We start from the raw sequence: 22,415 nt of genomic DNA, 5'->3' as shown, positions 1-22,415 counted from the left end.
AAGAATGCTCCTTGGATGGCATTTGCCATCCGATGTCAGAATTGCGAGGCGCGGAAGCGCGCCAAAAAAGTCCGCAGGCGCTCGTTCGTGGTCTCCGCGGCAAGCACCTCCTTCGGCGGCCCGACGGCACTGACGCCGCCGTCGGCCATGAAGACGATGCGGCTTGAGGCGTCGCGGGCGAAAGCCATCTCATGCGTCACCATCACCATGGTCATGCCGTCCTCGGCGAGGCTTTTCACCACGGCCAGAACCTCGCCGACGAGTTCCGGATCGAGGGCCGAGGTGATCTCGTCGAGCAGCAGGATCTTCGGCTCCATGGCGACGGCGCGGGCGATGCCGACACGCTGCTGCTGGCCGCCGGAAAGCTCGGCGGGCAGGCTGTCGGCCTTGTGGGCGAGACCGACACGACCCAACCAGTGCTCGGCGATCGAGCGCGCCTCGGCGCTGCTCTTGCCGCGTACCTTGGTGAGGCCGAGCATGATGTTGCCGGCCGCCGTCAGATGCGGGAACAGGTTGAAGCCCTGGAACACCATGCCGGTCTCGGCGCGCATGGCGGCCAAGTCGCGCTCGCTGCGGCGCTGGCGCGCGCCGCCGTCGCGAAAACCGACCTCCTTGCCGTCGATGCGGATCGAGCCGCTGTCGTAGCTTTCGAGGAAGTTGACGCAGCGCAGCAGCGTGGTCTTGCCGCTGCCGGACGGTCCGATGATGGCGACCACCTCGCCCTTCGCCACCTTGAGGCTGACCGAGCGCAGTACCTCGACCGAGCCAAAGGATTTCGAGACCTCGGCGATATCGAGAAGCGCAGGGCTGTTATCGGAAGTGGTGGCCATTGTGCTATTCCCGGATGAAGGCAAAGCGCTGCTCCAGCCGTCGGCTGGCAAGCGAAAGCGCGTAGTTGACGCCGAAATAGAGAAGGGCGCCGAGGATATAGAGCGGCATCGCCTCATAGGTGCGGCCAATGACCTGGTTGATGGCCTGCATCAGATCGGTGATGCCGAGCAGCGAGACCAGCGCGCTGCCCTTGACCGCGTCGGTGACGCCGTTGATCCAAGGCGGCAGGAAGCGGCGGAAGGCCTGCGGGAAAATCACGTAGGTAAGGCGCTGGCGAAAGGTCAGGCCAATCGCCATCGCCGCTTCCGATTGGCCTTTCGGGATCGAGGCGACGGCACCGCGCAGATATTCGACGACCTGCGCGGTCTTGAACAAGGTCAACGCCAGCACCGCCGCCCAGAAGGACTGGAGATGCACGCCGACGGCCGGCAGGCCGTAATAGACGAAGAAGATCAGCACCAGGATCGGGATGCCGCGGACGGTGTCGCTGAAGATCCGCACCGCCCAGCGCAAGGGTGCGGGCCCGTAGACGAGGCCAACGCCGAGGACAACGCCGGCGATCAGCGACAGCACCACGACCAGCAGCGATACCCAAAGCGTCAGCGCGAAGCCTTCGGCGAGGAACGGCAGGGCGTAAGCGATCTGGCCAAGCATCAGCGCGCCGTCCTATACCAGCGCTCGACCAGCCGGAGCGCGAAGAGCAGGGCGTAACCCGTCACCAGATACATCGCCGTCACCACCAGATAGACCTCGACGATGCGGAAGGTGTTGAAGTTGATCCACTGCGCGCCGTAGGTCAGTTCGGGCACGGAGATGACGGAAGCGACAGACGTGTCCTTGAACAGCGAGATGAAGGTGTTGGAAAGCGCCGGCAGGGTGATGCGCATCATCGTCGGCAGCCGCACATGGACAAGCCGCTGCCATGGCGTAAGGCCGATCGCCTTGCCGGCATCGATCTGGCCGCGCGGCACGGCTTCGAGGCCGGATCGGAACACTTCGACGAGATAGGCGCCGCTGTAGACGGCAAGCGTGGCGACGAAGGACGTCTGCGCGCTGTAGGCCAGGTCGATGACGGTCGGCAGACCGTAGAACACCAGATAGACCAGCAGGATCAGCGGCACGTTGCGGATGAATTCGACGTAAGAGGCGATAATGCCGCGCACGACACGCCCGGCCGAGACATACCAGACGGCCAGTACCAGTCCGATGACAATGCCGATGGCGATCGAGATCACGGCAAGCTCGAGGCTGAGCAGCAGTCCGCCCCAGAGCTTGTCGAAATGGCGCCAGATCAGGTTGAAATTGAGCGTATAGCCCATGCGTCCGTCTCAATGGCCTGTGGTGACGATAAAGAAATCGCCACTGCAGGAACCCCGTGTCGAGGAGAACAGGCGGAAGGGCGCGTGTTGCGTCCCTCCGCCGGCTAAAGTCAGAAGGCTTCGTCAGATGACCGGGAAGCCCGGGTGGCGCGGCGGCGGCTCCTGGCCGAAATATTCCTTGAAGGCAGCGTCGTAGAGCGCCGTCTCGTGGCCGAACATGGCGATGGTGAAGGTCTGGTTGACGTAGGTCAGCCAGTCGAGGTCGCCCTGCCTGATGGCCGCGCCGTAAAGCATCGAATACCAGCTCTTGCCGGCGTCGAAGTATTTGTCCGGGTTGCGCGAGGCGAGCCAGCGCACGGTGGAGAGGTCGACCGCGGCGGCGTCGACACGCTTGGATTCCAGCGCCTGCAGCACGTTGGCCTGGGTGTCGATCTGCATCACTTGCGCCTGCGGCAGGGCAAAGTGCACCGAGTTTTCGGCATCGACATTCTGCAGGATCGAGATGCGCGTGGCGGAGCCGTTCGCCAGCAGCTTGTCGAAAGTCTTGTTCTCGGAGCCGGGCAGCGTCAGCAGCGCGACGCCTTCGACATAGTAGGGGCGCGAGAAGTGGATCAGCTGCGAGCGCTGCCCCGTCATGGTCATGAACTGGATGGTGATATCGACCTTATTGGTGGTCACGTTCGGAATGCGCTGCGCCGGATCCTGCATGACGAATTCGACCTTGGTCGGGTCATCGAAAAGGCCCTTGGCGAGGATGCGCCCCATGGTGATGTCCATGCCGACCAGCTCGCCGGCATCGTTCTCGAAATGCCACGGCGCGTTGGTGCTGCCGGTGCCGACGATCAGCTTGCCGCGATCGAGCGCGGTCCGCAGCACGCTGTCGGACGCGGCTTGCGCGGCGGCCTTCTCGGCGCTGATCGCGGTGAGCGCGCCGGCGGTAGCAAGTCCGGCCATTCCCAATTTCAGAAAATCACGTCTTCCGGATGTGTCGTTCACGGCGACCTCCTTTGGTGGTGTGTTCCCCATGAATACACGCGTCAGCAATCGATATACGATTGTCTCTTACAAGAGACGTATGTATCCTGTACAAGACAGATACTAACACCGGGAATCGACAATGCAAGATGGCGAAGCGCTGACCGAGTGGCAGGCCGCAGGTTCTGAGGAAGAGAGGCCCGCGAACTCTCGCGAAAAGGGTCTCAACCGCGCGCTGCACATTCTGGAGTTCCTGCATGCCACGCAGCGTGAGATCGGCATCGGCGAGCTGGCCAAGGGGCTCAACGCCCCCCGCTCGACGACCTACACGCTGGTTCGGGAACTGGTCGGTGCCGGTCTCCTGGAGATGGCCGGCGACGGCAACCGCGTCTATTTCGGCAAGAAGCTTTACCTCTACGGAATGGCCTATATGCGTGGCAACGACCTGCTCAGACGCGGGCGGCAGGAGGTCGACACGCTGTCGCGCGAGACGGGCGAGACCTCGGAGCTGTGCATGCTGCAGAGCGGCCGCTACACGATCGTCCATTCGAGCCCGGGCACCAGGCCGTTCCGCATCAGCTCGGCGACCGGTCTGCAGATCCCGCTGCCTTGGACCGCGTCGGGCCGGCTGCTGCTCGCCGGCCTGGAACGCAGCCGGATCGAGGCGATGATCTCGCGGGACGACCTCGTGCTGCCGGACGGCCGCAAGATCGAGCTCGACGACTTCATCGACGACATCGCGAAAGCCCGCGTCACCGGCTACTGCGTGACGTCGGGCCTTGTCGACGCCTATACCAAATGCCTGGCGGCGCCGGTCTTTTCAGCGCCCGGGAAGATCGAGGCGACGATGTGCCTGGTGGTTCCGATCGACACGTCGGAAGAACGGACAGGCGAGCTGGTCGCGCTGCTGCGTGACCGCGCCGCGCGGGTTTCGATCCCGTAGTCGTCGAGCGAAGGAAGCTGCCGGTCAGGCGATGATGTCGGGGATGATGCGGTCTTCCAGCGCCATCAGCCGGTCCTTCAGCATCAGCTTCTTCTTCTTCATGCGCTGGATCTGCAGCGGGTCGCAACCCATGGCGATCATCGCATTGATGGCGGCGTCGAAATCGGCGTGTTCCTGTTTGAGCCGGGAATATTCGAGGCGTATCTCAGCCTGTTCCTGTTCGGACATTATCTACCGTCTGCGTATGCGTCGCCCAGGGATGGGCCTTTGGGCGGGGCCGGTGGGTTTGTGACCGGCGCGCCGCTGATATCACATTTCACATTGTCGTGGAATGCTACCACGCGGCATTCGACATCGAGATTGGTTGGTGGCAAACTGTCATCGTGCCGTCACAGTTGCGACCTGCGGTGGACGTGCCTGAGACGGCTGCAATCGAGGAATCCATGAAAGGGAGAACCAATCATGTCTCTTGCATCCCATCTTGATGAGCTGCAGCGGAAGCACGGCGACATCGAGCGCGAGCTTATCGACGCGATGAATCATCCTTCGGTAGACGACCTCGAGATCGCCACTCTGAAGCGGCGCAAGCTGGCAATCAAGGACGAGATTGAAAAGCTGAAGGCGAAACCGACGGCACACTGAAACTCCTCTAGGCAGCATAAACCGCACCCGTCGGGTGCAACCCAACCGGTGGCAAGAATGCCGCCGGTACGGTGAGTTTACGCTGAATTTCCCGAGTCTTCCCGGAATGCAACCGCAGCCCGATGTGGGCTGCTGAACCGCGCGGCCGCCAACCAAGCGCAGCCGATTTGCGGACCGTGGCTGTCACCGGCCATTGACAAGCCATCTTTGCTCCGCCACCTCATGCCCGGAACTTCCAGATGAAGGCGGCCGGCATGACCGGATATTTTTCTTCTCCTTTCCCGCGGCGCGCATCGGTCGGCGTCGATGTCGGCGGCGTGATGGTCGGCGGCGGCGCGCCGGTCGTCGTGCAGTCGATGACCAACACCGATACCGCCGACATCGATCAAACCGTTGCCCAGGTGGCGGCGCTGCATCGCGCCGGCTCGGAGATCGTGCGCATCACTGTCGACCGCGACGAGAGCGCCGCCGCCGTGCCGCGCATCCGTGATCGGCTGGCATGGCTCGGCGTCAACGTGCCGCTGGTCGGCGACTTCCACTATATCGGTCACAAACTGCTCGCCGATCACCCGGCCTGCGCCGAGGCGCTGGCGAAATACCGCATCAACCCCGGCAATGTCGGCTTCAAGGAAAAGAAGGACCGCCAGTTCGCCGCGATCGTCGAGATGGCGATCAGATACGACAAGCCGGTGCGCATCGGCGTCAACTGGGGCTCGCTCGACCAGGAGCTCTTGACCCGGCTGATGGATGACAACCAGGGCCGGGGCTCGCCGCTCACCGCCCAGGAAGTCACCCGCGAGGCGATCGTGCAGTCGGCGATCCTGTCGGCGGAGATGGCGGAAGAGATCGGGCTAGGCCGCGACAAGATCATCCTGTCGGCCAAGGTGAGCGGCGTCCAGGATCTGATCGCCGTCTATACCGAGCTTGCGACCCGCTCCAACCATGCGCTGCATCTCGGGCTGACCGAGGCTGGCATGGGCACCAAGGGCATCGTCGCTTCCTCGGCTGCCATGGGTATCCTCCTGCAGCAGGGCATCGGCGACACGATCCGCATCTCGCTGACGCCGGAGCCGAACGGCGACCGCACGCGCGAGGTGCAGGTGTCGCAGGAACTTTTGCAGACGATGGGCTTCCGGCAGTTCGTGCCGATCGTCGCGGCCTGCCCCGGCTGCGGCCGCACGACCTCCACCGTCTTCCAGGAGCTGGCCCAGAGCATCCAGGCCGACATCCGCAAGAACATGCCGGTGTGGCGCGAGAAATATCCGGGCGTCGAGAACCTCAAGGTCGCGGTGATGGGCTGTATCGTCAACGGCCCCGGCGAATCCAAGCACGCCGATATCGGCATATCTTTGCCCGGAACCGGCGAGACGCCGACGGCGCCGGTGTTCATCGACGGCAAGAAGGCGGCGACGCTGCGTGGCCCCTCGATCGCGCAGGATTTCGAAAAGATGGTCGCCGACTATATCGAGCAGCGGTACGGACACGGCAAAGCCGCCGCGGAATGAGCCATGCAGCGCTTGCTCAGGACGGCACTGATCCTGATTTGCGCGCTGATCCCTGCCGGTCAGGCATTCGCCGATCCGCCGCAGTCGCGATCGGCCGCAAAGCGGCTGATCAATCGCGTCTGTGACCTGATCGAGACCCAGGCCGAGCAAAATGGCCTACCCAAGGATTTCTTCGCCCGGCTGATCTGGAAGGAGAGCCGCTTCGATCCCAATGCAGTGAGCCCCGTGGGCGCCGAGGGCATCGCCCAGTTCATGCCGGGCACCGCCAAGCTGCGCGGGCTTGCCGATCCGTTCGACATCGGACAGGCGATCCCCGCCTCGGCCAAGTATCTTGCCGAGATGAAGGCGGGCTACGGCAATCTCGGCCTCGCGGCTGCCGCCTACAATGCGGGCGAGAACCGCGTGTCGCGCTGGCTCTCCTCCGGCGGCTTCCTGCCGATGGAGACCGAAAGCTATGTCTTCGACATCATGGGCGAGCCGGTCGACAAGTTCTCGGACACCGCCTATGCCGGCACTATCCGGCCGCTCGATCCGAAGATGAGCTTCGCGGTCGCCTGCCGCAGGCTGCCGGTGATCATGTCGCGGACCGTCGCCATGGCCTCGATCAACGTCAAGCCGTGGGGCGTCCAGGTGGCCGGCAATTTCCGCCGCTCCGCCGCAATCAGTCAGTGGTTGCGGGTTCGCGGCCGATTCCCTTCCCTGCTTGGCAGCCATGATCCTGTGGTCAGCCGCGTGCGCACGCCGATCGGCCGGCGCGGCATCTATGCGGTCAGGATCGGTGCCGACTCGCGCGCCGAGGCCAACGGCATCTGCAATAAGCTGCAAAGCGTCGGCGGGGCGTGCCTGGTTATGCGAAACCGGTAGCTCAAGCCGTCTTCGCCGCCACCGTCTCGCTGAGCCAGGTGCCGATCTTGGCGCCGAGGCGGTCCGGGGAGACCGGCTTCGGCAGGTAGTCATCCATGCCGGCCTCCATGCATTTTTCGCGGTCGCCCTTCAGCGCATGCGCGGTGACGCCGATGATCGGCGTATGGCTGCCGTTCTGCCCTTCGATGGCGCGGATGGCGCGCGTCGCCTCGTAACCGTTCATCTCCGGCATGGAGACGTCCATCAGCACCAGCCTCGGGCGCAGCGAGCGGTACATCTCAACCGCGGTGCGGCCATTGCCGGCAATGCGATAGCTGAGGCCGAGGCCGTTGAGGATCTGGCCGAAGACCAATTGGTTCACGTCATTGTCCTCGGCGATCAGGATATCGATCGGACCGCTCGGCGCCGCCGCCGGTTCGGGCGAGAGGACCGGAACGGCTGGACCACGGATGACGGTGAAGGGCGGCGGAGCCGACTGGACGACGACCGGCTCGCGCACGAAATGCGCCTTGCCGCCTTGCGTGCGCGCCTTCTGGATGGCGGAGATCACGGTGCCGAGCAGCACCGCCGAACGCGCCGGCTTGGTGAGATGCGCGACGATGCCGAAATCGATCACCAGTCGGCCGAAATCGACCTGGTCGACCGAAGTGAGCAGCACGACCGGAATGGAAGACAGGCGGCTGTCGGCGGCGATCGCCTTGGCGACATCGGCGCCGTTCATGCCGGGCATCTGGTAGTCAAGGATGATGCAGTCGACCGAAGCGCCGAGCTGGCAGGCGCGGTCGAGAAAGGCGAGGCCGACGGCGCCGCTTTCGGCCGCGGCGCAGTCGAAGCTCCAGCTGCGCAGCTGCTCGAGCAGGATCTCGCGATTGACCGGGTTGTCGTCGATGACCAGGACGCGGGCGCCGGTTACGTCGACCGGCACGATCTCGTCGCGCGCCTGCTGTTTGTGTGCCGGCAGCGGTACGGCGAACCAGAAGACCGAGCCGCGGCCGATCTCGCTTTCAACGCCGATCTTGCCGCCCATCAGGTCGACGAGGCGGGCGGAGATGGCAAGGCCGAGCCCGGTGCCTTCGTGACGACGGGTGGACGAGCCGTCGACCTGGGCGAATTTCTCGAACACGCTCTGCAGCTTTTCGGCGGGGATTCCGATGCCGGTGTCCTCGACGCGGACCTTGAGCTGGACGGTCCCATCGACCACATCGCCGCCGACATCGATCAGCACATGCCCCTTCTCGGTGAACTTCACCGCATTGCCGAGCAGGTTGGTAACGATCTGGCGGAAACGGCCGGCGTCGCCGACGACGAAGCCAGGCAGGCGCGGGTCGACGCGCACGATGAGCTCGAGGTTCTTTTCGGCAACGCGGGCCGAGACCAGCGTGGCCACGTCCTCGACCGCTTCGGCCAGGCGGAACGGGGCGGGGTCGAGCGTCAGCTGGCCGGCATTGATCTTCGAGAAATCGAGAATGTCGTTGATGATGGTGAGCAGCGCGTTGCCGGATTTGACGATGACGTCGGTGAAGGTCTTCTGGCGCGGCGTCAGCTCGGTCTTGGCGAGAAGCTCGGCCATGCCGAGCACGCCGTTCATCGGCGTGCGGATCTCATGGCTCATATTGGCGAGGAATTCCGATTTCGCCCGGTCGGCCGCCTCGGCCTTGAACAACGATGCGGCGGTTTCGGCGAAGGCGCGGCGGATCGCGTTCTCCATCGGCCGGAAGATCAGAACCGCGGCGATGGCGATGACGGCGATCAGCAGACCGCTCGCCCATAGGAGCAGCCGGTCGCTGGCGGCATCGGCGAGGCGCCGCTCGTCATCGAGCGCGGTGCGCACGCGAACCAGCATCGGCTGGGCGAAAAGATCGTTCTGGTTGCGGATCTCGCGGTAGCTCCATTCGTCGACTGTCTGGGCCACCGACATCAGGTTGAAATTGCGCACCATGTCGCGCGCCGACCAGAACAGATCGTCGTTCACCGAAGCGGATTCGAGCGCATTGAGCGTATTCTTCGACAGCCGCGGCCTGATCGCCGCGAGCTGCGCGTTCAGGATTTCGATCTCGCCCATCAGCCGTTCGGAATGGCCGCGCGCGGCTGCGGTCAGCCCATCGCGGGTCTCAGCCCGCCACACGGTTCCGGTCGTCTCGGCGAAATTGGTGGCGTTGCGCAGGTCGCGCGAGAAGATGACGAAATTGGCGCTCAAGGCATCGACTTCGTGGCGGTATGAGTTCACGCGGTTGAGCGCGAACATGACGGCCGCCGAGGCCAGGGCAAAGACGAGCAATCCCGAAATATAGCGGACCCGGATCGACCGGATGAAGGAGGAATACTCCGGCATGCGTAACCCCAACCCAAACGCACAATTTTAACGGTCGGGATTACGCTTGATTTACATTAAGATTTCGTTGGTGCGGCTGCCTGTCTTGCCTGCGCATTTAGGGCTCAGGGGCAGATTTAAGCACGTCAATCCGTCGACAGGGAAAACTCGTTGGCGATGGTGACGTGGTGGTGAATGCGTCCCTCGAAATACTTGGCCAACACCGCCTCGGTCGCGGCGCGAGATTCCGAGCGGGCGGGGCTCGCGAGCGCGGCCTCGACCGCGGCCATGTCGCGATAGTTGATTGCCAGGATCATCGGGAATTCCGGCGCGCCGTCGTCGCGCTTCTCGGCAAAGCTGACGCGTACGTCTAGCGCGCCCGGGAAAGCCTTCCACTTCGGCAGGACGGTTCTGATCACATCCTCGCGGAAGGCTTCGGTTTGGCCGTCCTTCACCTTGCCTTCAAACAGCGCATAGCGTGTGATCATGCTGCGGGCTCCTCATCCTTGCGTCGGAAAAATTCCATCAAAGCGGCCTGGTCCTCGCCACCCAGTCCGGCGGCCGTCAACAGCCGGTGCACTTCGGCGCAGACGGCCGTCAGCGGCATTGCGGTGTGCGTGCGCCGCGCCAGGTCCTGCGCAGCGTTGAGGTCCTTCACCATGTTGTCGATGCGGCCGGTGCGGCGGTAGTCGCGGGTGGCGAAGCGCGGCAGGTATTCCTGCAGGATGGCGCTGTCGGCGCGGCCGCCCTTCAGCGCCTGCGGAATCTTGAGCGCGTCGACACCGGCGTCCAGCGCCAGCCGCGTCGCTTCCGCCACAGCCATGAAATTCAAGGCGCACAGCACCTGGTTGATCAGCTTGGTCGTCTGGCCCGCGCCAGCCGGACCCATATGGGTATAGTTGGTGGCGACGTCGCGCAGCAGCTTATGGGCGTCGGCGACATCCTGTGCCGCGCCGCCCGCCATCAGCGTCAATTCGCCGACCAATGCCTTCGGCGCGCCGCCCGAGAGCGGAGAGTCGACCCAGCGCAGACTCCTTTCGCCGGCGTCCGCCGCCAGCTGGCGCGTCGCGTCGGGGTCGATAGACGACATGTCGATGATCAGCGTGCCGGGCTTCGCGCCGGCGGCGACGCCGCCATCTCCGAACACGGCGCGGCGCACGATTGCCGCGGAATTGAGGCTGAGGATGACGAAGTCGGCCGCTGCGGCGGCCGCGGCCGCGCTGGCCGCGGCGCTGGCGCCCTTCGCAACCAGCGTTTCCACCTTGGTCGTGTCGAGATCAAACACGAAGAGCCGGTTGCCGGTAGCGAGCAGGCGATCGCCGATCGCTCCGCCCATGGCACCGGCACCGATTAGCGCGACTGTGTTGGTCATGACGGTCGCTCCTCAAATCTGGACGTTATGTCCGCGACAATCTTTTCGAGCGGTGCGTCGATCGCCACCGCGATGGCATTCTCGTCCTTGCCTGGCACTTCCAACGTCGCGAACTGGCTGTCGAGCAGGCTGGTCGGCATGAAATGGCCGGTGCGCTCGCTCATGCGCCGGGAAATCAGTTCACGCGAACCATCGAGATAGATGAACAGCACCGGCGCGCGGGCCTGCTCGGTGATGAAATCGCGATAGGCGCGCTTCAGCGCCGAACAACCGACGATGACCGGTGCGGGCTGCAGCCTCAGCGTTCCGCCGACTTTCGCAAGCCATGGCCACCTGTCAGCGTCGTCAAGCGGAATGCCTGCGCTCATCTTGGCGATGTTGGCTTCAGGGTGCAGCTTGTCGCCATCCACATACGTCGCGTGGATCGCACGGGCCAGCGCCTCGCCCACCGTCGTCTTGCCCGAACCGGTGACGCCCATGACGACCATGCGCGGCGGCAGGTCAGATCGAAGCTGTGATGCCGCCATCGACATAGAGGACATGTCCGTTGACAAAGGAAGAGGCGTCGGACGCCAGGAAGACGCAGGCGCCGACCAGTTCTTCGACCTTGCCCCAGCGGCCAGCCGGCGTGCGCTTTTCAAGCCAGGCGCTGAAGGCCGGGTCGGCGACAAGGGCCGCATTGAGCGGCGTGTCGAAATAACCGGGCGCGATGGCGTTGCATTGCAGGCCGTGCCTGGCCCAGTCGGTCGCCATGCCCTTGGTGAGATTGCCGACCGCGCCCTTGGTCGCCGTGTAGGGCGCGATCCCCGGCCGGGCGAGCGCGGTCTGCACGCTGGCGATGTTGATGATCTTGCCGCGGCCGCGCCGGATCATGTGGCGCGCCACAGCCTGGCCGACATGGAAGACGCTGGCGACATTGGTCTGCAGCAGGCGCTCGAACGCGTCGGCGGGAAAGTCCTCGAGCGGCGTACGGAACTGCATGCCGGCATTGTTGACGAGGACGTCGATCGCTCCTTGAGCCTGCTCGAACGCATCGATGGCGGCGCGTACCGCATCATGGTCGGTCGCATCGAAAGCGAGCGTCGCAGCGCCGGGGATTTGCGCGGCCGCAACGGCGAGTTTTGCCTCGTCGCGGCCGTTGAGGACCACTTTGGCCCCGGCGCCGGCGAGCCCCTTTGCCAATGCAAGGCCGATGCCTTGCGAGGAGCCGGTGATGAGCGCGGTGCGCCCGGTGAGATCGAACAAGGTGGACGACATTTTCTCGATTGCCTCTCGTCGCTATCCGCTTTATGTTATCGATAACATCAGCTGTCAAGTCCAGTGGAGCGAAAACCGATGCAGCGGCCCCATATCCTTCAGGTTGGACCTTATCCCGCATGGGACGAGGTGCCGCTCAACGAAGCCTTCGTGGTGCATCGTTATTTTGCGGCCGAGGACAAGCCGTCCTTCCTCGCCGACGTCGGGCCGCAGGTCCGCGCCATCGCCACCCGCGGCGAACTCGGCGCGAACCGCGCCATGATCGAGGCCTGCCCGGCACTCGAGGTCGTCTCGGTCTACGGCGTCGGCTTCGACGCGGTCGATCTGTCGGCGTGCCGAGAGCGCGGCGTGCGGGTCACCAATACGCCTGATGTGTTGACCAACGACGTCGCCGATCTCGGCATCGCCATGATGCTGTGCCTGTCGCGCGGCATGATCGGCGCCGAGCGCTGGGTGCGCGACGGCAGTTGGGCCTCTAAAGGCCTTTACCCGCTGAAGCGCCGAGTCTGGGGCCGGCGGGCCGGCGTGCTCGGCCTCGGCCGCATCGGCTATGAGGTGGCCAAGCGTCTGGCCGGCTTCGGCATGGACATCGCCTACAGCGACGTCGCGCCCAAGGATTTCGCCGCGGACTGGGAGTTCGTCGCCGATCCCGTCGCCCTGGCCGGCCGTTCGGATTTCCTGTTCGTGACGCTCGCGGCGTCGGCCGCGACGCGCCACATCGTCAATGGCGAGGTGATCGCGGCGCTTGGCGAGGACGGCATGCTGATCAACATTTCGCGCGCCTCCAATATCGACGAGGAGGCGCTGCTCGATGCGCTCGAGAAGAAGGCGCTCGGGTCTGCCGCGCTCGACGTTTTCGAGGGCGAGCCGAAGCTCAATCCGCGGTTCCTGGCGCTCGACAACGTCCTTTTGCAGCCGCACCATGCGTCGGGCACTATCGAGACACGCAAGGCGATGGGCAAGCTGGTACGCGACAACCTTGCCGCCCATTTTGCTGGCCAGCCGTTGCTGACGCCGGTGCTGTGAAATTGTTTTACGCAAGTTTTCACGCAAAGCCTGCCTGCACAGTCCGAGGAGTTCGCCTGCCATGAAGTCGATCGTCATCCACGCCGCCAAGGACCTGCGCATCGAGGACCGCCCGGTCGAGAAGCCGGGGCCTGGCCAGGTGCTGTTGCGTCTTGCCGCCGGCGGCATCTGCGGCAGCGACCTGCACTACTACAATCACGGCGGTTTCGGAACAGTGCGCCTGAAGGAGCCGATGATCCTCGGCCACGAAGTCTCCGGCGTGATCGAGAGCCTCGGGCCGGGAGTGAGTGGACTGCAGACGGGACAGCTCGTCGCCGTGTCTCCGTCGCGGCCCTGCTACAGCTGCCGCTATTGCCGCGAGGGCATGCACAACCAGTGCCTCAACATGCGCTTCTACGGCAGCGCCATGCCGTTCCCGCATATCCAGGGCGCGTTTCGTGAAATGCTGGTGGCGGACGCGATTCAGTGCGTCCCGGCCGATGGGCTGACCGCCGGCGAGGCGGCGATGGCCGAACCGCTGGCCGTCTGTCTGCACGCGACGCGCCGGGCCGGAGAGATGCTGGGCAAGCGCGTGCTGGTCACAGGCTGCGGGCCGATCGGCCTGCTGTCGATCATCAGCGCGCGCCGCGCGGGTGCGGCCGAGATCGTCGCCGTCGACATCGCCGATTTCACGCTGTCGATGGCCATGCGCGCCGGCGCCGACAAGACCATCAACACCCGAAGCGAGCCGGAAGGTTTGGCGCCCTACCTTGCCGACAAGGGGACCTTCGACATCCTCTACGAATGTTCGGGCGCGGCGTCGGCGCTGGCGCATGGCATCGCGGCGCTGCGTCCGCGCGGCACCATCGTCCAGCTCGGCCTCGGCGGCGCCGAGATGGCACTGCCGATGTCGACGGTGACCGCCAAGGAACTGTCGATCAACGGCTCGTTCCGCTTCCATCCCGAATTCGCCGTCGGCGTCGAGCTGATGCGCAAGGGGCTGATTGACGTGAAGCCGCTGATCACCCACTCGGTGCCGGTCGACGAAGCACTTTCCGGCTTCGAGCTCGCCAACGACCGCGGCCAGGCGATGAAGGTCCAGATCGCGTTTGCGTGAGCGGCAACGGCGCGTTGCATTCCGCCGTGATATCGATAACGTACGGCCATGCAATCTTCGCCCAAAAGGCCGACCATGGCCGATGTAGCGCATCGCGCCAACGTCTCGACGATGACCGTGTCGCGCGCTTTCAAGCGCGACGCTTCGGTCAGCGCCGATACGCGCGACCGCATCCTCAAGGCGGCTGAAGAGCTCGGCTATGTCTTCGACAGCATCGCCGCCAATCTGTCGTCGCGGCGCTCCGGCTTCGTCGCCGCGACGATCCCCTCGATCAACAACGCCAACTTCGCCGACACGGTGCGCGGCATGACCGAGGGCCTGCGCGACAGCGGGCTGGAGATCCTGCTCGGCTTCACCGACTATAATGTCGAGGAGGAGGAACGCCTGGTCGGGCAATTGCTGCAGCGTCGCCCGGAGGCGATCATCGTCACCGGCGGCCGGCACACGCCGCGCTGCCGCAAGCTGCTGGCAAATGCCGGCGTTCCGGTCGTGGAGACCTGGGATTTGCCAGCCGATCCCATCGGCCACGTCGTCGGCTTTTCCAATGCCGATGCCGGGCGGCTGATGGTCGATCATTTCGTCCAGCGCGGCTATTCGAGGCTGGGCTTTATCGGTGGCGACACCTCGCGGGACACCCGCGGCCTGGACCGCCGGCGCGGCTTCGTCGCGGCGCTGGAGGACCGCGGCCTCGACGCTTCGCGCGTGATTGCCTCCGGCGTGCCGCCGATCTCGATGCGCGAGGGCGCGACCGCCATGGTCGAGATGATCTCGCGCTGGCCGGACACACAAGCGGTGATGTGCGTGTCCGACCTCTCCGCCTTCGGCGCCCTGATGGAATGCGTTCGACGCGGCATCCGCGTGCCGGACGACGTGGCGATTGCCGGCTTCGGCGCCTATGATCTCGCCGAGCAGTCGGTGCCTTCGATCACCACGATCGACGTCGGCGCGCATGAGATCGGCATCCGCGTCGCCGAGCTGGTGCTCGACCTGCTCAACGGGCGGCGAGCGCTCGATGACCGCGTCGTAGTCGGCATGACGCCCAGGGTTGTTGTGCGACACACGGCCTGAAGCATCGGAAAAAACGAACGGCCGGCGGATGATCGCCGACCGCTCGCTGATCGTTCTGGATGGCGTCTATTTGCCCCAGATCTTCTTGTATTGGTCGCGGTAGCCGTTGCCCGGGTCGAAACGGTTGTCCGGGCCGCCGTCGAACTCGACATTGTCGGAAGTCACCACATGCAGCGGCGAGATGTAGCCCGACCATTTCTCGCCGGCCATGGCGCGGTTGAGCTCGTCGACAAGCTGCCAGCCCTGCAGGTTCAGCGGCTCGGCCACCGTCACCTTCTGGAACTGGCCGGAGCGGATGCGCTGGTAGGCCGATTCCGAACCGTCGCCCGCCGCGACGTTGATCGGCGCATCGGTGCCGGACTTGCCGGCCGCCGCGAGCGACGGCCCCATAAAGTCGAAATAGAGGTCGTTGATCGCCAGCGAATGGGTCCATTGATCGCCGTATTTCTGCAGCAGCGAGGTGGTGAGCTGCGGCATGCGCTGCGAGGTCTCGGCGATCGGCGTGTCGACATATTCGAGCACCTTCCCGCCGAGATCCTCGATCTCCTTCTTCATCCGGTCCGCCTTGGCGATAGCGATCTGGTAGGTGGAATCGGTGAAGATGATGACGCCGGGCTTGCCCTTGGCGTCGACAAAGGCCCAGTCGGCCGCCGCCTTCGAAACTTGCATTGGATCGGTCGAGACGTTGGCGACGATGCCGAGATCGTCGATCGGGCCGACGGTCGGCGCGGCGTGCCAGGCCACCATCGGGATCTTGGCCGCATTGGCCTGCTCCATCGCCGGCTTCTGCTCGACGGCGTCGAAGCCGTTGATGATGATGCCATCGGGATTGAGCGCCAGCGCCTGGCCGAAGGCAGCGGTGCGGCCGCCGATGGAGCCGGCCCCGTCAAGCGTCTTGACCGTCCACCCCAGGGCGGCAGCGGCTTCCTCGACACCCTTGGTGACGCCGAGGATGCCGCCGTTCTTCATGTCGGCGCCGAGCACCACGATGGTCTTGCCGGCTGCCCCTTTCGGTCCCGTGGTCGGTCCGTCCCACTTCTCGACCTTGCTGGCATATTTATCCACCACCGCTTTGGCGTCGGCCATCGGGTCGGCCAGCGCCGGCGAGGCGATGCCAAGCGCCAGGCAGGCAATTCCGAGCTGTAGGACTGTTCTGCGCTGCATATCGTTTCTCCCATTAAGCATTGTCGGTTGTATTTGTTGATTGGCTGGTGGCTGGTCGGCTGGTGGGCGCGGATGCCGGCACCACCGCGCCGCGGCGCCGCTGCGCGTAGCCGGCAATGCCGATCGCGACGAGCAGGGTGACGCCGTTGAACAACGGCTCTACCCAGAACGACCCGCCGAACTGCTGGATGCCGGAAATGCCTACGGCGAGGATAACGACGCCGACGATCGTGCCCCAGACATTGACGCGGCCCGGCTTGATGGTGGTCGATCCGAGGAATGCGCCGACCAGGGCCGGCAGCAGGTATTCGAGGCCAACACTGGCCTGGCCGATCCTGAGCTTCGAGGCCAGCAGCACGCCGCCCAAGGCGGTGAGCGCGCCGGAGGCGACGAAGGCCCCCATGACGAATTTCTGCACCGGAATGCCGTTGAGCGCGGCCGCCTTCGGATTGGCGCCGATGGCGTAGAGGTAGCGGCCAAGCGGCATATATTCGAGCACCAGCCACATCACCAGCGCCAGCACGACCACGTAGTAGCCGGTGATCGGCAGGCCGAACAGCATGGTGCCGTTGAGGGAAAGGAAACCGTCGGGAAGCACGCCGACGACCTGGCGGCCGCCCGTGTACCACATTGCCAAAGCGTAGAGCACCGTGCCGGTGCCGAGTGTGGCGATGAAGGAATCGATGCGCGCCACCTCGACCAGCAGGCCGTTGATGAAGCCGGTGAGCACGCCGAGCAGGATGACGATGAGCACCGCGAGCGGCCAGGGCACGCCGAATGCGGTTTGCAGGCTGATGGCAAGGATGTGCCAGAGCACGATGCCGTAGCCGACGGTGAGGTCGATGCGGCCCGAAGCCATCGGAATCATCGCCGCCAGCGACAAGAGCGCGATGATCGCCTTGTCGGAAACGATCGAGCGCAAATTGAGCAGCGTCGGGAACGTCCGCGGCAGGAGCAGCGAGAAGAGCAGGATCAGGAGCAGCGTCAGGATCGGCAGGCCGTAGACCGGCAGATAGCGCGCCGCCTTCTGGCCGTAGCTCAGTCCGGCGAGCTCCGAACGGGTCGGCTCCAGCGCCGTCGATTTGATCGAGTTCATGGATCCTCCTCAGGCGGCTTCGGACACGGAAGCGGCGCTGATGAGCGCCGCCGTCGTCAAGGCATCGCCGGCGAGCTCGCGCACGATGCGATTGTGCGAGAAGACGAGCGCGCGGTGACAGATGTGGGCGACTTCCTCGAAATCGGTGGAGACGACGATCACTGCCAGCCCGGCTTCGACCGCGGCGGCGATCAGCCGATAGATCTCGGCCTTGGCGCCGACATCGACGCCCGCAGTCGGATCCTCGGCGATCAGAAGCTTACGGCCCGTCGCCAGCCAGCGGCCGACGACCACCTTCTGCTGGTTGCCGCCAGAGAGCGCCTCGATCGGCAGGTGCGGGTCATTGGGCCGCAGCCCTAGCCGTGCGCCGAGCTCCCGCGTCAGCTCGCTTTCCCGGGCCGGCTTCATAAAGGAGAAGAGCCCGCGGCCGACGGCCGAGGGGTTGAGATACATGTTCTCGCGCACTGAGAGCGACAGCGCCACGGATTCCTCGGTGCGGTCACGCGCAATCAGTCCGACGCCGGCGGCAAGAGCGGCGCCGACCGAGGACAGGTCGAGGCGCTTGCCATCGAGCCAGACCGAGCCGTCGAAAGCTTCGGCCCCAAACAGCGCGCGGCCGACGGCTTCCTGCCCGGCGCCGCGCAGGCCGACCAGGCCAAGCAACTCGCCGGACCGTGCCTCGAAGCGAACCGGACCGACACTGCCGCAGGTGAGGTTTTCCACCCTGAGCCGCTCCGGACCGTCCTGCCAATGCGACTTGGCAAACATCTGGTGCGCCGGCCGGCCGACGATGAGATCGACCAGTTCCTGCGGCGTGGTCTCGGCCACCGGCTTGACCGCGACCATGCGGCCGTCGCGCATGACGGCGACGCGGTCGGCGATGCGGAACACCTCGTCCAGCCGGTGCGAGACATAGATCATGCCGACGCCGCGCTCGCGCAGCGGCCGCAGCGCCTCGAACAGGCGCTCGACCTCGTCCGCCGGCAGGCTCGCCGTCGGCTCGTCGAGAACCAAGACGTCGGCCTCGGTGGCCAAAGCCCGGGCAATCGCCACCAGAGACTTTTCGGTGCGGGAGAGGTCCTGCACTCGCGTCGCCGGATCGAAGGCACAGCCGACCAGCGCCAGCGCGCGCTCGGCGCGGCGCTCGGTGTCTTGCCAGTCGATAAGGCTGATGCGGCGCGAAAAACCCTGCGCCATGCCGACATTCTCGGCCACGGTCATCCATTCGATCAAGCCGAGGTCCTGATGGATGAAGGCGACCTTCTGCGGCTGATTGGGGCGGGGCGGGCGATGGTGATAATCCTCGCCGCGAAAGCGGATCGTGCCCTGGTCGCGCTTGTGGATGCCGGCGAGCGTCTTGATCAGCGTGGATTTGCCGGCGCCGTTCTCGCCCAGGAGCGCGACGATCTCGCCCTCATGGATGTCGAGCGAGACCGACTTCAGCGCCAGGGTGCCGCCAAAGCGCTTGGAGATGTCGATGAATTCGATGAGCCTGGGCCGCATTTTTTGGCCTCCTCCCAAGCCAAGCAAATGACTGAATTGGGACGGATGTTATCGCTAACATTTGTGCAGGTCAAGTCTTGAAAATGGGTCAACGCGCCGGCTATCGATGAGGCGGTTTTCGCGGAGAAGTACCATGTTCGGAGACATTGAAGGCGCCGGGTTCGAAGTTCTCGACGAGCGGTTCGAGCGGTGTTTCGTCGGTCACGTTGCGGTCGAGCGGCTGTGGACCGGCGGGCGCTGGCTCGAGGGCCCGGCGTGGTTCGCCGCCGGCCGGTATCTTCTTTTCTCCGACATCCCGAATGACCGCATCATGCGCTACGACGACACCAGCGGCGCGGTCTCGGTCTTCCGCTCGCCCTCAAACAACGCCAACGGCAACACCGTCGATTTCCAAGGGCGGCTTGTCACCTGCGAGCACCGCGCGCGGCGCGTCACCCGCACCGAGCATGACGGCTCGATATCGGTGATCGCCGACCGCTTCGAAGGCAGGCGCTTGAACTCGCCCAACGATGTGGTGGTGCGCTCGGATGGCACGGTATGGTTTTCCGACCCGCCCTACGGCATCGCCACCGACTACGAGGGCGACCGCGCCGAGCAAGAGATCGAGGGATGTCATGTCTATCGTGCCGATCCTGCAACCGGTGAGGTAACGCGAGTTGTCTCGACTATGGCAAAACCCAACGGCCTCGCCTTCTCCCCGGATGAGACGATCCTCTATGTCGGCGACACAGGCGTCACGCATCAGAAGGACGGGCCAAGGCACATCCGCAAGTTCGCTGTCGAGGGCAACAATCTGCGCGAACTCGGCGTTTTCACCACCTGCACGGCCGGTCTGTTCGACGGGTTCAGGGTGGACACGACCGGCCGCGTCTGGGCAGGGGCCGGCGACGGCGTCCACTGCTTCGATCCAGACGGCACGCTGATCGGCAAGATCCGCATCCCGGAGACGGTGGCCAACCTGACTTTCGGCGGTCCCAAGCGCAATCGCTTGTTCATCACGGCGCGGCAGTCGCTTTACGCGGCTTTCGTGGTGGCGAACGCCGCGGGGCGGGGGTGAAAGCCGCGACCTGAGCTCCGCGACGTCGGCTGCGGTCTCAGCTGCTCCGCGTGGCGACAAACGTTGCCGCCGCCTTCAGCAAATCCGCCTGCTCGCCATAGGGCTCCAGCAGTGCATGAGCCTGGTCGATGAGGCCGTGAAGCTGCTCGCGTGCCCAATCGGCGCCGTGCAGCGCGGCAAGTGTGGCCTTGCCGGCAGCGGCGTCCTTCTTGGTCGCCTTGCCCATCTGCTTTGCGTCGGCGGTGAGATCGAGCAGGTCGTCGGCTAGCTGGAAGGCAAGACCGATCGCCGAGCCGAACTCCGCCAGCCTTTCACGGTCGACGGCGGATGCGCCGGCGATGATGGCGCCTGCTTCGCAGGCAAAACGGATCAGCGCGCCTGTCTTCATCGCCTGCAGACGGATGATGCCGGCCTCGTCCGGCCGCTTGCGCTCGGCCTCGAGGTCGAGCGTCTGGCCGCCGACCATGCCGCCGGTTCCGGCGGCGCGGGCGAGCGCCAGCACCAGCGCCGCCCGCCGCTCGGCCGGCAACGCGGTCGCCTCGTCGGCGATGATGTCGAAGGCCAAAGTCAAGAGCGCGTCGCCGGCAAGGATCGCGGTTGCCTCGTCGAAAGCTTTGTGCACCGTCGGCTGGCCGCGGCGCAGATCGTCGTCGTCCATGGCAGGAAGATCGTCATGGATCAGCGAATAGCAATGCACGCATTCGAGCGCGGCGGCGACGCGCAGCGCCGCCTCGTCATTTGCCGAAAACAGCGCCGCGCTTTCCACCACCAGAAAAGGTCGGAGCCGCTTGCCGCCGTTGAGCACGCCGTGGCGCATCGCCGCCATCAGGCGTTCCGGCCGTGCGATCTCGCCGGAGAGCAGAGGCGCGTCGAAGACCTGCCGCAGCAGGACCTCGACTGCTGCGGCGCGCGTAAAAAGCGCGGATTCGAAGGCCACCTGGTCGTCTTTCAACATGGCCGGGACCGGTAGCCGACACTCAGACGTTGCGCAAGCAGCCTCGCGCCATTATGCCGAAGTAGCGGGTGGCACGGGTGGGGCGACTTGACGGAACCGATCGTCGAACATGAAAGCGAAGGGCTGGACATGGCACGGCCGCGGCGCCTGAACCGCGCCGGTCTCAAGCGCCTTGGCCGGCGCTGCCTGGTCGCGGCGATCGTGCTGGCCGCGATGCCGGTCGCGCTCACCTTCCTCTATCTGCCGCCCGTCGTGCATCCGGTTTCGACGCTGATGCTGAAGGATCTTGTCACCTTCTCCGGCTACGACCGGCGCTGGGTTTCGATCGACGATGTGGCGCCGGTGCTCATGCATTCGGTGATCATGTCGGAAGACGGGCAGTTCTGCTTCCATCGCGGCGTCGACCTCGGCGAATTGCGCGGCGTGGTCGACGATGCGCTTGCCGGCGAGGCGACGCGCGGCGCCTCCACCATCACCATGCAGACGGTGAAGAACCTGTTTTTGTGGTCGCGGCCGCTGGGCAGCGTGCGCAAGGTGGTCGAGTTGCCACTGGCCGTCTATTTCGATGCGGTGATGTCGAAGCGCCGCATCATGGAGATCTATCTTAACATCGCGGAATGGGGGCCAAGCATATACGGCATCGAGGCGGCCGCGCAGCATCATTTCGGCGTCTCGGCCAGGCAATTGTCGCGCCGGCAGGCAGCGTTGCTTGCCGTCAGCCTGCCCAACCCGATCGCACGCAATCCGGCCAGGCCAGGCCCGGGTTTGAGGCGTCTCGCCAATCTGATCGAGCGGCGCGCCGGGCGTTCGGGCGCCTATGTCGGTTGCCTCGAATAAGATGAAGCGGCGCCGGCTCAAAAAAATTCGTGCCAGTGCTGGCCAAAACGGCGCAAGGCGTGTATAGGCACCCGACTTTCTCAGATTATGGCCTCGATGCGGCCCTTTCGCGAGGGTTGCCGGGGCATTTTGACCATGTAGTGGAGCATATCCATGGCCGTTCCAAAAAGAAAAACTTCTCCGTCGAAGCGCGGCATGCGCCGCTCGGCCGACGCCCTCAAGGCCCCGACCTATGTCGAGGACAAGAATTCCGGCGAAATGCGCCGGCCGCATCACATCGACCTGAAGACCGGCATGTATCGCGGCCGCCAGGTGCTGGAGCCGAAGGAAAGCTGAGAAGCTTGCACGGGAAAGCTGAGAAGCTTCCATGGTTGTGACGTTTTCAGAGGACCGGCCGCTGGCCGGTCTTTTTGATTCTGGCGACCGGATGAAGGTCCTCGCGCTGGCTGGGCACGAGCCGCCGAAAAGGCAGCGGGAAAACGGCTGACATCGTTATTTCATTAGGATTTAGAGCGTGTTCGGCGCCGTCGCCGAAAAGCCTTGACGGCGTGCCCGCCGCGCCTTTTACAAAAGGGTGCCTCATTGGAGACGCCC

General features: G+C 64.9%; 24 protein-coding genes. 10 read left to right on the top strand and 14 right to left on the bottom strand.

All coding sequences use genetic code 11. From position 1 onward, the window contains the following. Positions 1–35: 35 nt before the first annotated feature. The 4 genes from EOD29_RS16165 to EOD29_RS16150 form a co-directional block, all read right to left on the bottom strand. On the bottom strand, positions 36–830 hold the full coding sequence (locus tag EOD29_RS16165; protein WP_067319368.1) for an amino acid ABC transporter ATP-binding protein: 795 nt from the start codon (positions 828–830) through the stop codon (positions 36–38). 4 nt (positions 831–834) lie between these two features. Next, entirely contained in the window at positions 835–1,485 is a 651-nt protein-coding gene (locus EOD29_RS16160) for an amino acid ABC transporter permease (protein WP_067001941.1), read from the bottom strand. After that, positions 1,485–2,150: an amino acid ABC transporter permease gene (locus tag EOD29_RS16155; RefSeq protein ID WP_067319366.1), complete on the bottom strand. Its 666-nt coding sequence runs from the start codon at positions 2,148–2,150 to the stop codon at positions 1,485–1,487. The genes EOD29_RS16160 and EOD29_RS16155 overlap by 1 nt, the downstream gene beginning before the upstream one ends. A 123-nt stretch (positions 2,151–2,273) precedes the next feature. Beyond that, positions 2,274–3,104: a transporter substrate-binding domain-containing protein gene (locus tag EOD29_RS16150; RefSeq protein WP_206520471.1), complete on the bottom strand. Its 831-nt coding sequence runs from the start codon at positions 3,102–3,104 to the stop codon at positions 2,274–2,276. A gap of 163 nt (positions 3,105–3,267) precedes the next feature. On the opposite strand from EOD29_RS16150, the gene EOD29_RS16145 reads away from it, so the two are divergent. Further along, positions 3,268–4,068: an IclR family transcriptional regulator gene (locus EOD29_RS16145; RefSeq protein ID WP_127247188.1), complete on the top strand. Its 801-nt coding sequence runs from the start codon at positions 3,268–3,270 to the stop codon at positions 4,066–4,068. A 24-nt stretch (positions 4,069–4,092) separates the two neighbouring features. Here EOD29_RS16145 and EOD29_RS16140 read toward each other — a convergent pair whose 3' ends face one another. Continuing rightward, complete coding sequence (locus tag EOD29_RS16140) at positions 4,093–4,296, bottom strand: DUF465 domain-containing protein (protein WP_067001951.1); 204 nt, start codon at positions 4,294–4,296, stop codon at positions 4,093–4,095. A 234-nt stretch (positions 4,297–4,530) separates the two neighbouring features. Between EOD29_RS16140 and EOD29_RS16135 the strand changes: the two genes are divergently transcribed. The 3 genes from EOD29_RS16135 (at position 4,531) to EOD29_RS16125 (ending at position 7,079) form a co-directional block, all read left to right on the top strand. Then, the gene (locus tag EOD29_RS16135) at positions 4,531–4,710 is read left to right on the top strand and encodes a YdcH family protein (RefSeq protein ID WP_040998838.1); all 180 of its coding nucleotides are present in this window, start codon (positions 4,531–4,533) and stop codon (positions 4,708–4,710) included. 254 nt (positions 4,711–4,964) lie between these two features. Continuing rightward, positions 4,965–6,215: a flavodoxin-dependent (E)-4-hydroxy-3-methylbut-2-enyl-diphosphate synthase gene (ispG, locus tag EOD29_RS16130; protein ID WP_127215242.1), complete on the top strand. Its 1,251-nt coding sequence runs from the start codon at positions 4,965–4,967 to the stop codon at positions 6,213–6,215. 3 nt (positions 6,216–6,218) lie between these two features. Beyond that, positions 6,219–7,079 (top strand): lytic transglycosylase domain-containing protein, encoded by an 861-nt coding sequence (locus tag EOD29_RS16125; protein WP_095799807.1) that lies wholly within the window; start codon positions 6,219–6,221, stop codon positions 7,077–7,079. A 1-nt stretch (position 7,080) separates the two neighbouring features. Here EOD29_RS16125 and EOD29_RS16120 read toward each other — a convergent pair whose 3' ends face one another. The 5 genes from EOD29_RS16120 to EOD29_RS16100 all read right to left on the bottom strand — a co-directional run bounded on the left by EOD29_RS16120 (position 7,081) and on the right by EOD29_RS16100 (position 12,019). Next, positions 7,081–9,411 carry a response regulator gene (locus tag EOD29_RS16120; RefSeq protein WP_127247187.1) on the bottom strand — a complete coding sequence of 777 codons (2,331 nt, stop codon included), beginning with the start codon at positions 9,409–9,411 and terminating at the stop codon, positions 7,081–7,083. A 125-nt stretch (positions 9,412–9,536) separates the two neighbouring features. Continuing rightward, a complete protein-coding gene (locus tag EOD29_RS16115) occupies positions 9,537–9,878 on the bottom strand; it encodes a hypothetical protein (RefSeq protein WP_127241079.1) in 342 nt (113 codons plus the stop codon). Continuing rightward, complete coding sequence (locus EOD29_RS16110) at positions 9,875–10,762, bottom strand: NAD(P)-dependent oxidoreductase (RefSeq protein ID WP_127247186.1); 888 nt, start codon at positions 10,760–10,762, stop codon at positions 9,875–9,877. The genes EOD29_RS16115 and EOD29_RS16110 overlap by 4 nt, the downstream gene beginning before the upstream one ends. Then, positions 10,759–11,295, bottom strand: coding sequence for a gluconokinase (locus EOD29_RS16105; protein ID WP_095799811.1), 537 nt, complete (start codon positions 11,293–11,295; stop codon positions 10,759–10,761). Before EOD29_RS16105 ends, EOD29_RS16110 begins: the two co-directional genes overlap by 4 nt. Further along, entirely contained in the window at positions 11,264–12,019 is a 756-nt protein-coding gene (locus EOD29_RS16100) for an SDR family oxidoreductase (protein WP_127247185.1), read from the bottom strand. The genes EOD29_RS16105 and EOD29_RS16100 overlap by 32 nt, the downstream gene beginning before the upstream one ends. Before the next feature lie 78 nt (positions 12,020–12,097). On the opposite strand from EOD29_RS16100, the gene EOD29_RS16095 reads away from it, so the two are divergent. From EOD29_RS16095 to EOD29_RS16085, 3 genes are all read left to right on the top strand, one after another. After that, the gene (locus EOD29_RS16095) at positions 12,098–13,045 is read left to right on the top strand and encodes a 2-hydroxyacid dehydrogenase (RefSeq protein WP_127247184.1); all 948 of its coding nucleotides are present in this window, start codon (positions 12,098–12,100) and stop codon (positions 13,043–13,045) included. Between the two features lie 61 nt (positions 13,046–13,106). Then, entirely contained in the window at positions 13,107–14,141 is a 1,035-nt protein-coding gene (locus EOD29_RS16090; RefSeq protein ID WP_127247183.1) for an L-idonate 5-dehydrogenase, read from the top strand. A 75-nt stretch (positions 14,142–14,216) separates the two neighbouring features. Further along, complete coding sequence (locus EOD29_RS16085) at positions 14,217–15,209, top strand: LacI family DNA-binding transcriptional regulator (RefSeq protein ID WP_082953666.1); 993 nt, start codon at positions 14,217–14,219, stop codon at positions 15,207–15,209. 66 nt (positions 15,210–15,275) lie between these two features. On the opposite strand, the gene EOD29_RS16080 is transcribed toward EOD29_RS16085, so the two are convergent. Genes EOD29_RS16080 through EOD29_RS16070 form a run of 3 tightly spaced genes read right to left on the bottom strand, consistent with a single transcriptional unit; the run spans position 15,276 to position 18,972 of the window. Next, complete coding sequence (locus EOD29_RS16080) at positions 15,276–16,373, bottom strand: substrate-binding domain-containing protein (protein WP_127247182.1); 1,098 nt, start codon at positions 16,371–16,373, stop codon at positions 15,276–15,278. Between the two features lie 13 nt (positions 16,374–16,386). Then, positions 16,387–17,469 carry an ABC transporter permease gene (locus EOD29_RS16075; RefSeq protein WP_095799814.1) on the bottom strand — a complete coding sequence of 361 codons (1,083 nt, stop codon included), beginning with the start codon at positions 17,467–17,469 and terminating at the stop codon, positions 16,387–16,389. 9 nt (positions 17,470–17,478) lie between these two features. Further along, a complete protein-coding gene (locus EOD29_RS16070; protein WP_095799815.1) occupies positions 17,479–18,972 on the bottom strand; it encodes a sugar ABC transporter ATP-binding protein in 1,494 nt (497 codons plus the stop codon). Between the two features lie 133 nt (positions 18,973–19,105). On the opposite strand from EOD29_RS16070, the gene EOD29_RS16065 reads away from it, so the two are divergent. After that, positions 19,106–20,029 carry an SMP-30/gluconolactonase/LRE family protein gene (locus tag EOD29_RS16065; RefSeq protein WP_127247181.1) on the top strand — a complete coding sequence of 308 codons (924 nt, stop codon included), beginning with the start codon at positions 19,106–19,108 and terminating at the stop codon, positions 20,027–20,029. A gap of 37 nt (positions 20,030–20,066) precedes the next feature. On the opposite strand, the gene EOD29_RS16060 is transcribed toward EOD29_RS16065, so the two are convergent. Further along, the gene (locus EOD29_RS16060; protein WP_095799817.1) at positions 20,067–20,984 is read right to left on the bottom strand and encodes a polyprenyl synthetase family protein; all 918 of its coding nucleotides are present in this window, start codon (positions 20,982–20,984) and stop codon (positions 20,067–20,069) included. Positions 20,985–21,113: 129 nt separating this feature from the next. Between EOD29_RS16060 and EOD29_RS16055 the strand changes: the two genes are divergently transcribed. Continuing rightward, positions 21,114–21,821 (top strand): transglycosylase domain-containing protein, encoded by a 708-nt coding sequence (locus EOD29_RS16055; protein WP_127247266.1) that lies wholly within the window; start codon positions 21,114–21,116, stop codon positions 21,819–21,821. A gap of 153 nt (positions 21,822–21,974) precedes the next feature. Then, positions 21,975–22,157, top strand: a complete 183-nt coding sequence (gene rpmF, locus EOD29_RS16050) for a 50S ribosomal protein L32 (protein WP_006203806.1) — start codon at positions 21,975–21,977, stop codon at positions 22,155–22,157. Positions 22,158–22,415: the final 258 nt, after the last annotated feature.

It is taken from the genome of Mesorhizobium sp. M1A.T.Ca.IN.004.03.1.1, from assembly GCF_003997555.1.
In the GTDB taxonomy this organism is placed as follows: Bacteria; Pseudomonadota; Alphaproteobacteria; order Rhizobiales; family Rhizobiaceae; genus Mesorhizobium.
The sequence above is the reverse complement of the archived record's forward strand: the minus strand, read 5'-3'. Positions and strand labels throughout refer to the sequence as shown.

Excerpts from the sequence above, each read along its gene's own strand:
- EOD29_RS16165 (WP_067319368.1), bottom strand. The coding sequence starts at position 830 with ATGGCCACCACTTCCGATAACAGCCCTGCGCTTCTCGATATCGCCGAG.
- EOD29_RS16160 (WP_067001941.1), bottom strand. The coding sequence starts at position 1,485 with ATGCTTGGCCAGATCGCTTACGCCCTGCCGTTCCTCGCCGAAGGCTTC.
- EOD29_RS16155 (WP_067319366.1), bottom strand. The coding sequence starts at position 2,150 with ATGGGCTATACGCTCAATTTCAACCTGATCTGGCGCCATTTCGACAAG.
- EOD29_RS16150 (WP_206520471.1), bottom strand. The coding sequence starts at position 3,104 with ATGGCCGGACTTGCTACCGCCGGCGCGCTCACCGCGATCAGCGCCGAG.
- EOD29_RS16145 (WP_127247188.1), top strand. The coding sequence starts at position 3,268 with ATGCAAGATGGCGAAGCGCTGACCGAGTGGCAGGCCGCAGGTTCTGAG.
- EOD29_RS16140 (WP_067001951.1), bottom strand. The coding sequence starts at position 4,296 with ATGTCCGAACAGGAACAGGCTGAGATACGCCTCGAATATTCCCGGCTC.
- EOD29_RS16135 (WP_040998838.1), top strand. The coding sequence starts at position 4,531 with ATGTCTCTTGCATCCCATCTTGATGAGCTGCAGCGGAAGCACGGCGAC.
- ispG (WP_127215242.1), top strand. The coding sequence starts at position 4,965 with ATGACCGGATATTTTTCTTCTCCTTTCCCGCGGCGCGCATCGGTCGGC.
- EOD29_RS16125 (WP_095799807.1), top strand. The coding sequence starts at position 6,219 with ATGCAGCGCTTGCTCAGGACGGCACTGATCCTGATTTGCGCGCTGATC.
- EOD29_RS16120 (WP_127247187.1), bottom strand. The coding sequence starts at position 9,411 with ATGCCGGAGTATTCCTCCTTCATCCGGTCGATCCGGGTCCGCTATATT.
- EOD29_RS16115 (WP_127241079.1), bottom strand. The coding sequence starts at position 9,878 with ATGATCACACGCTATGCGCTGTTTGAAGGCAAGGTGAAGGACGGCCAA.
- EOD29_RS16110 (WP_127247186.1), bottom strand. The coding sequence starts at position 10,762 with ATGACCAACACAGTCGCGCTAATCGGTGCCGGTGCCATGGGCGGAGCG.
- EOD29_RS16105 (WP_095799811.1), bottom strand. The coding sequence starts at position 11,295 with ATGTCGATGGCGGCATCACAGCTTCGATCTGACCTGCCGCCGCGCATG.
- EOD29_RS16100 (WP_127247185.1), bottom strand. The coding sequence starts at position 12,019 with ATGTCGTCCACCTTGTTCGATCTCACCGGGCGCACCGCGCTCATCACC.
- EOD29_RS16095 (WP_127247184.1), top strand. The coding sequence starts at position 12,098 with ATGCAGCGGCCCCATATCCTTCAGGTTGGACCTTATCCCGCATGGGAC.
- EOD29_RS16090 (WP_127247183.1), top strand. The coding sequence starts at position 13,107 with ATGAAGTCGATCGTCATCCACGCCGCCAAGGACCTGCGCATCGAGGAC.
- EOD29_RS16085 (WP_082953666.1), top strand. The coding sequence starts at position 14,217 with ATGGCCGATGTAGCGCATCGCGCCAACGTCTCGACGATGACCGTGTCG.
- EOD29_RS16080 (WP_127247182.1), bottom strand. The coding sequence starts at position 16,373 with ATGCAGCGCAGAACAGTCCTACAGCTCGGAATTGCCTGCCTGGCGCTT.
- EOD29_RS16075 (WP_095799814.1), bottom strand. The coding sequence starts at position 17,469 with ATGAACTCGATCAAATCGACGGCGCTGGAGCCGACCCGTTCGGAGCTC.
- EOD29_RS16070 (WP_095799815.1), bottom strand. The coding sequence starts at position 18,972 with ATGCGGCCCAGGCTCATCGAATTCATCGACATCTCCAAGCGCTTTGGC.
- EOD29_RS16065 (WP_127247181.1), top strand. The coding sequence starts at position 19,106 with ATGTTCGGAGACATTGAAGGCGCCGGGTTCGAAGTTCTCGACGAGCGG.
- EOD29_RS16060 (WP_095799817.1), bottom strand. The coding sequence starts at position 20,984 with ATGTTGAAAGACGACCAGGTGGCCTTCGAATCCGCGCTTTTTACGCGC.
- EOD29_RS16055 (WP_127247266.1), top strand. The coding sequence starts at position 21,114 with ATGGCACGGCCGCGGCGCCTGAACCGCGCCGGTCTCAAGCGCCTTGGC.
- rpmF (WP_006203806.1), top strand. The coding sequence starts at position 21,975 with ATGGCCGTTCCAAAAAGAAAAACTTCTCCGTCGAAGCGCGGCATGCGC.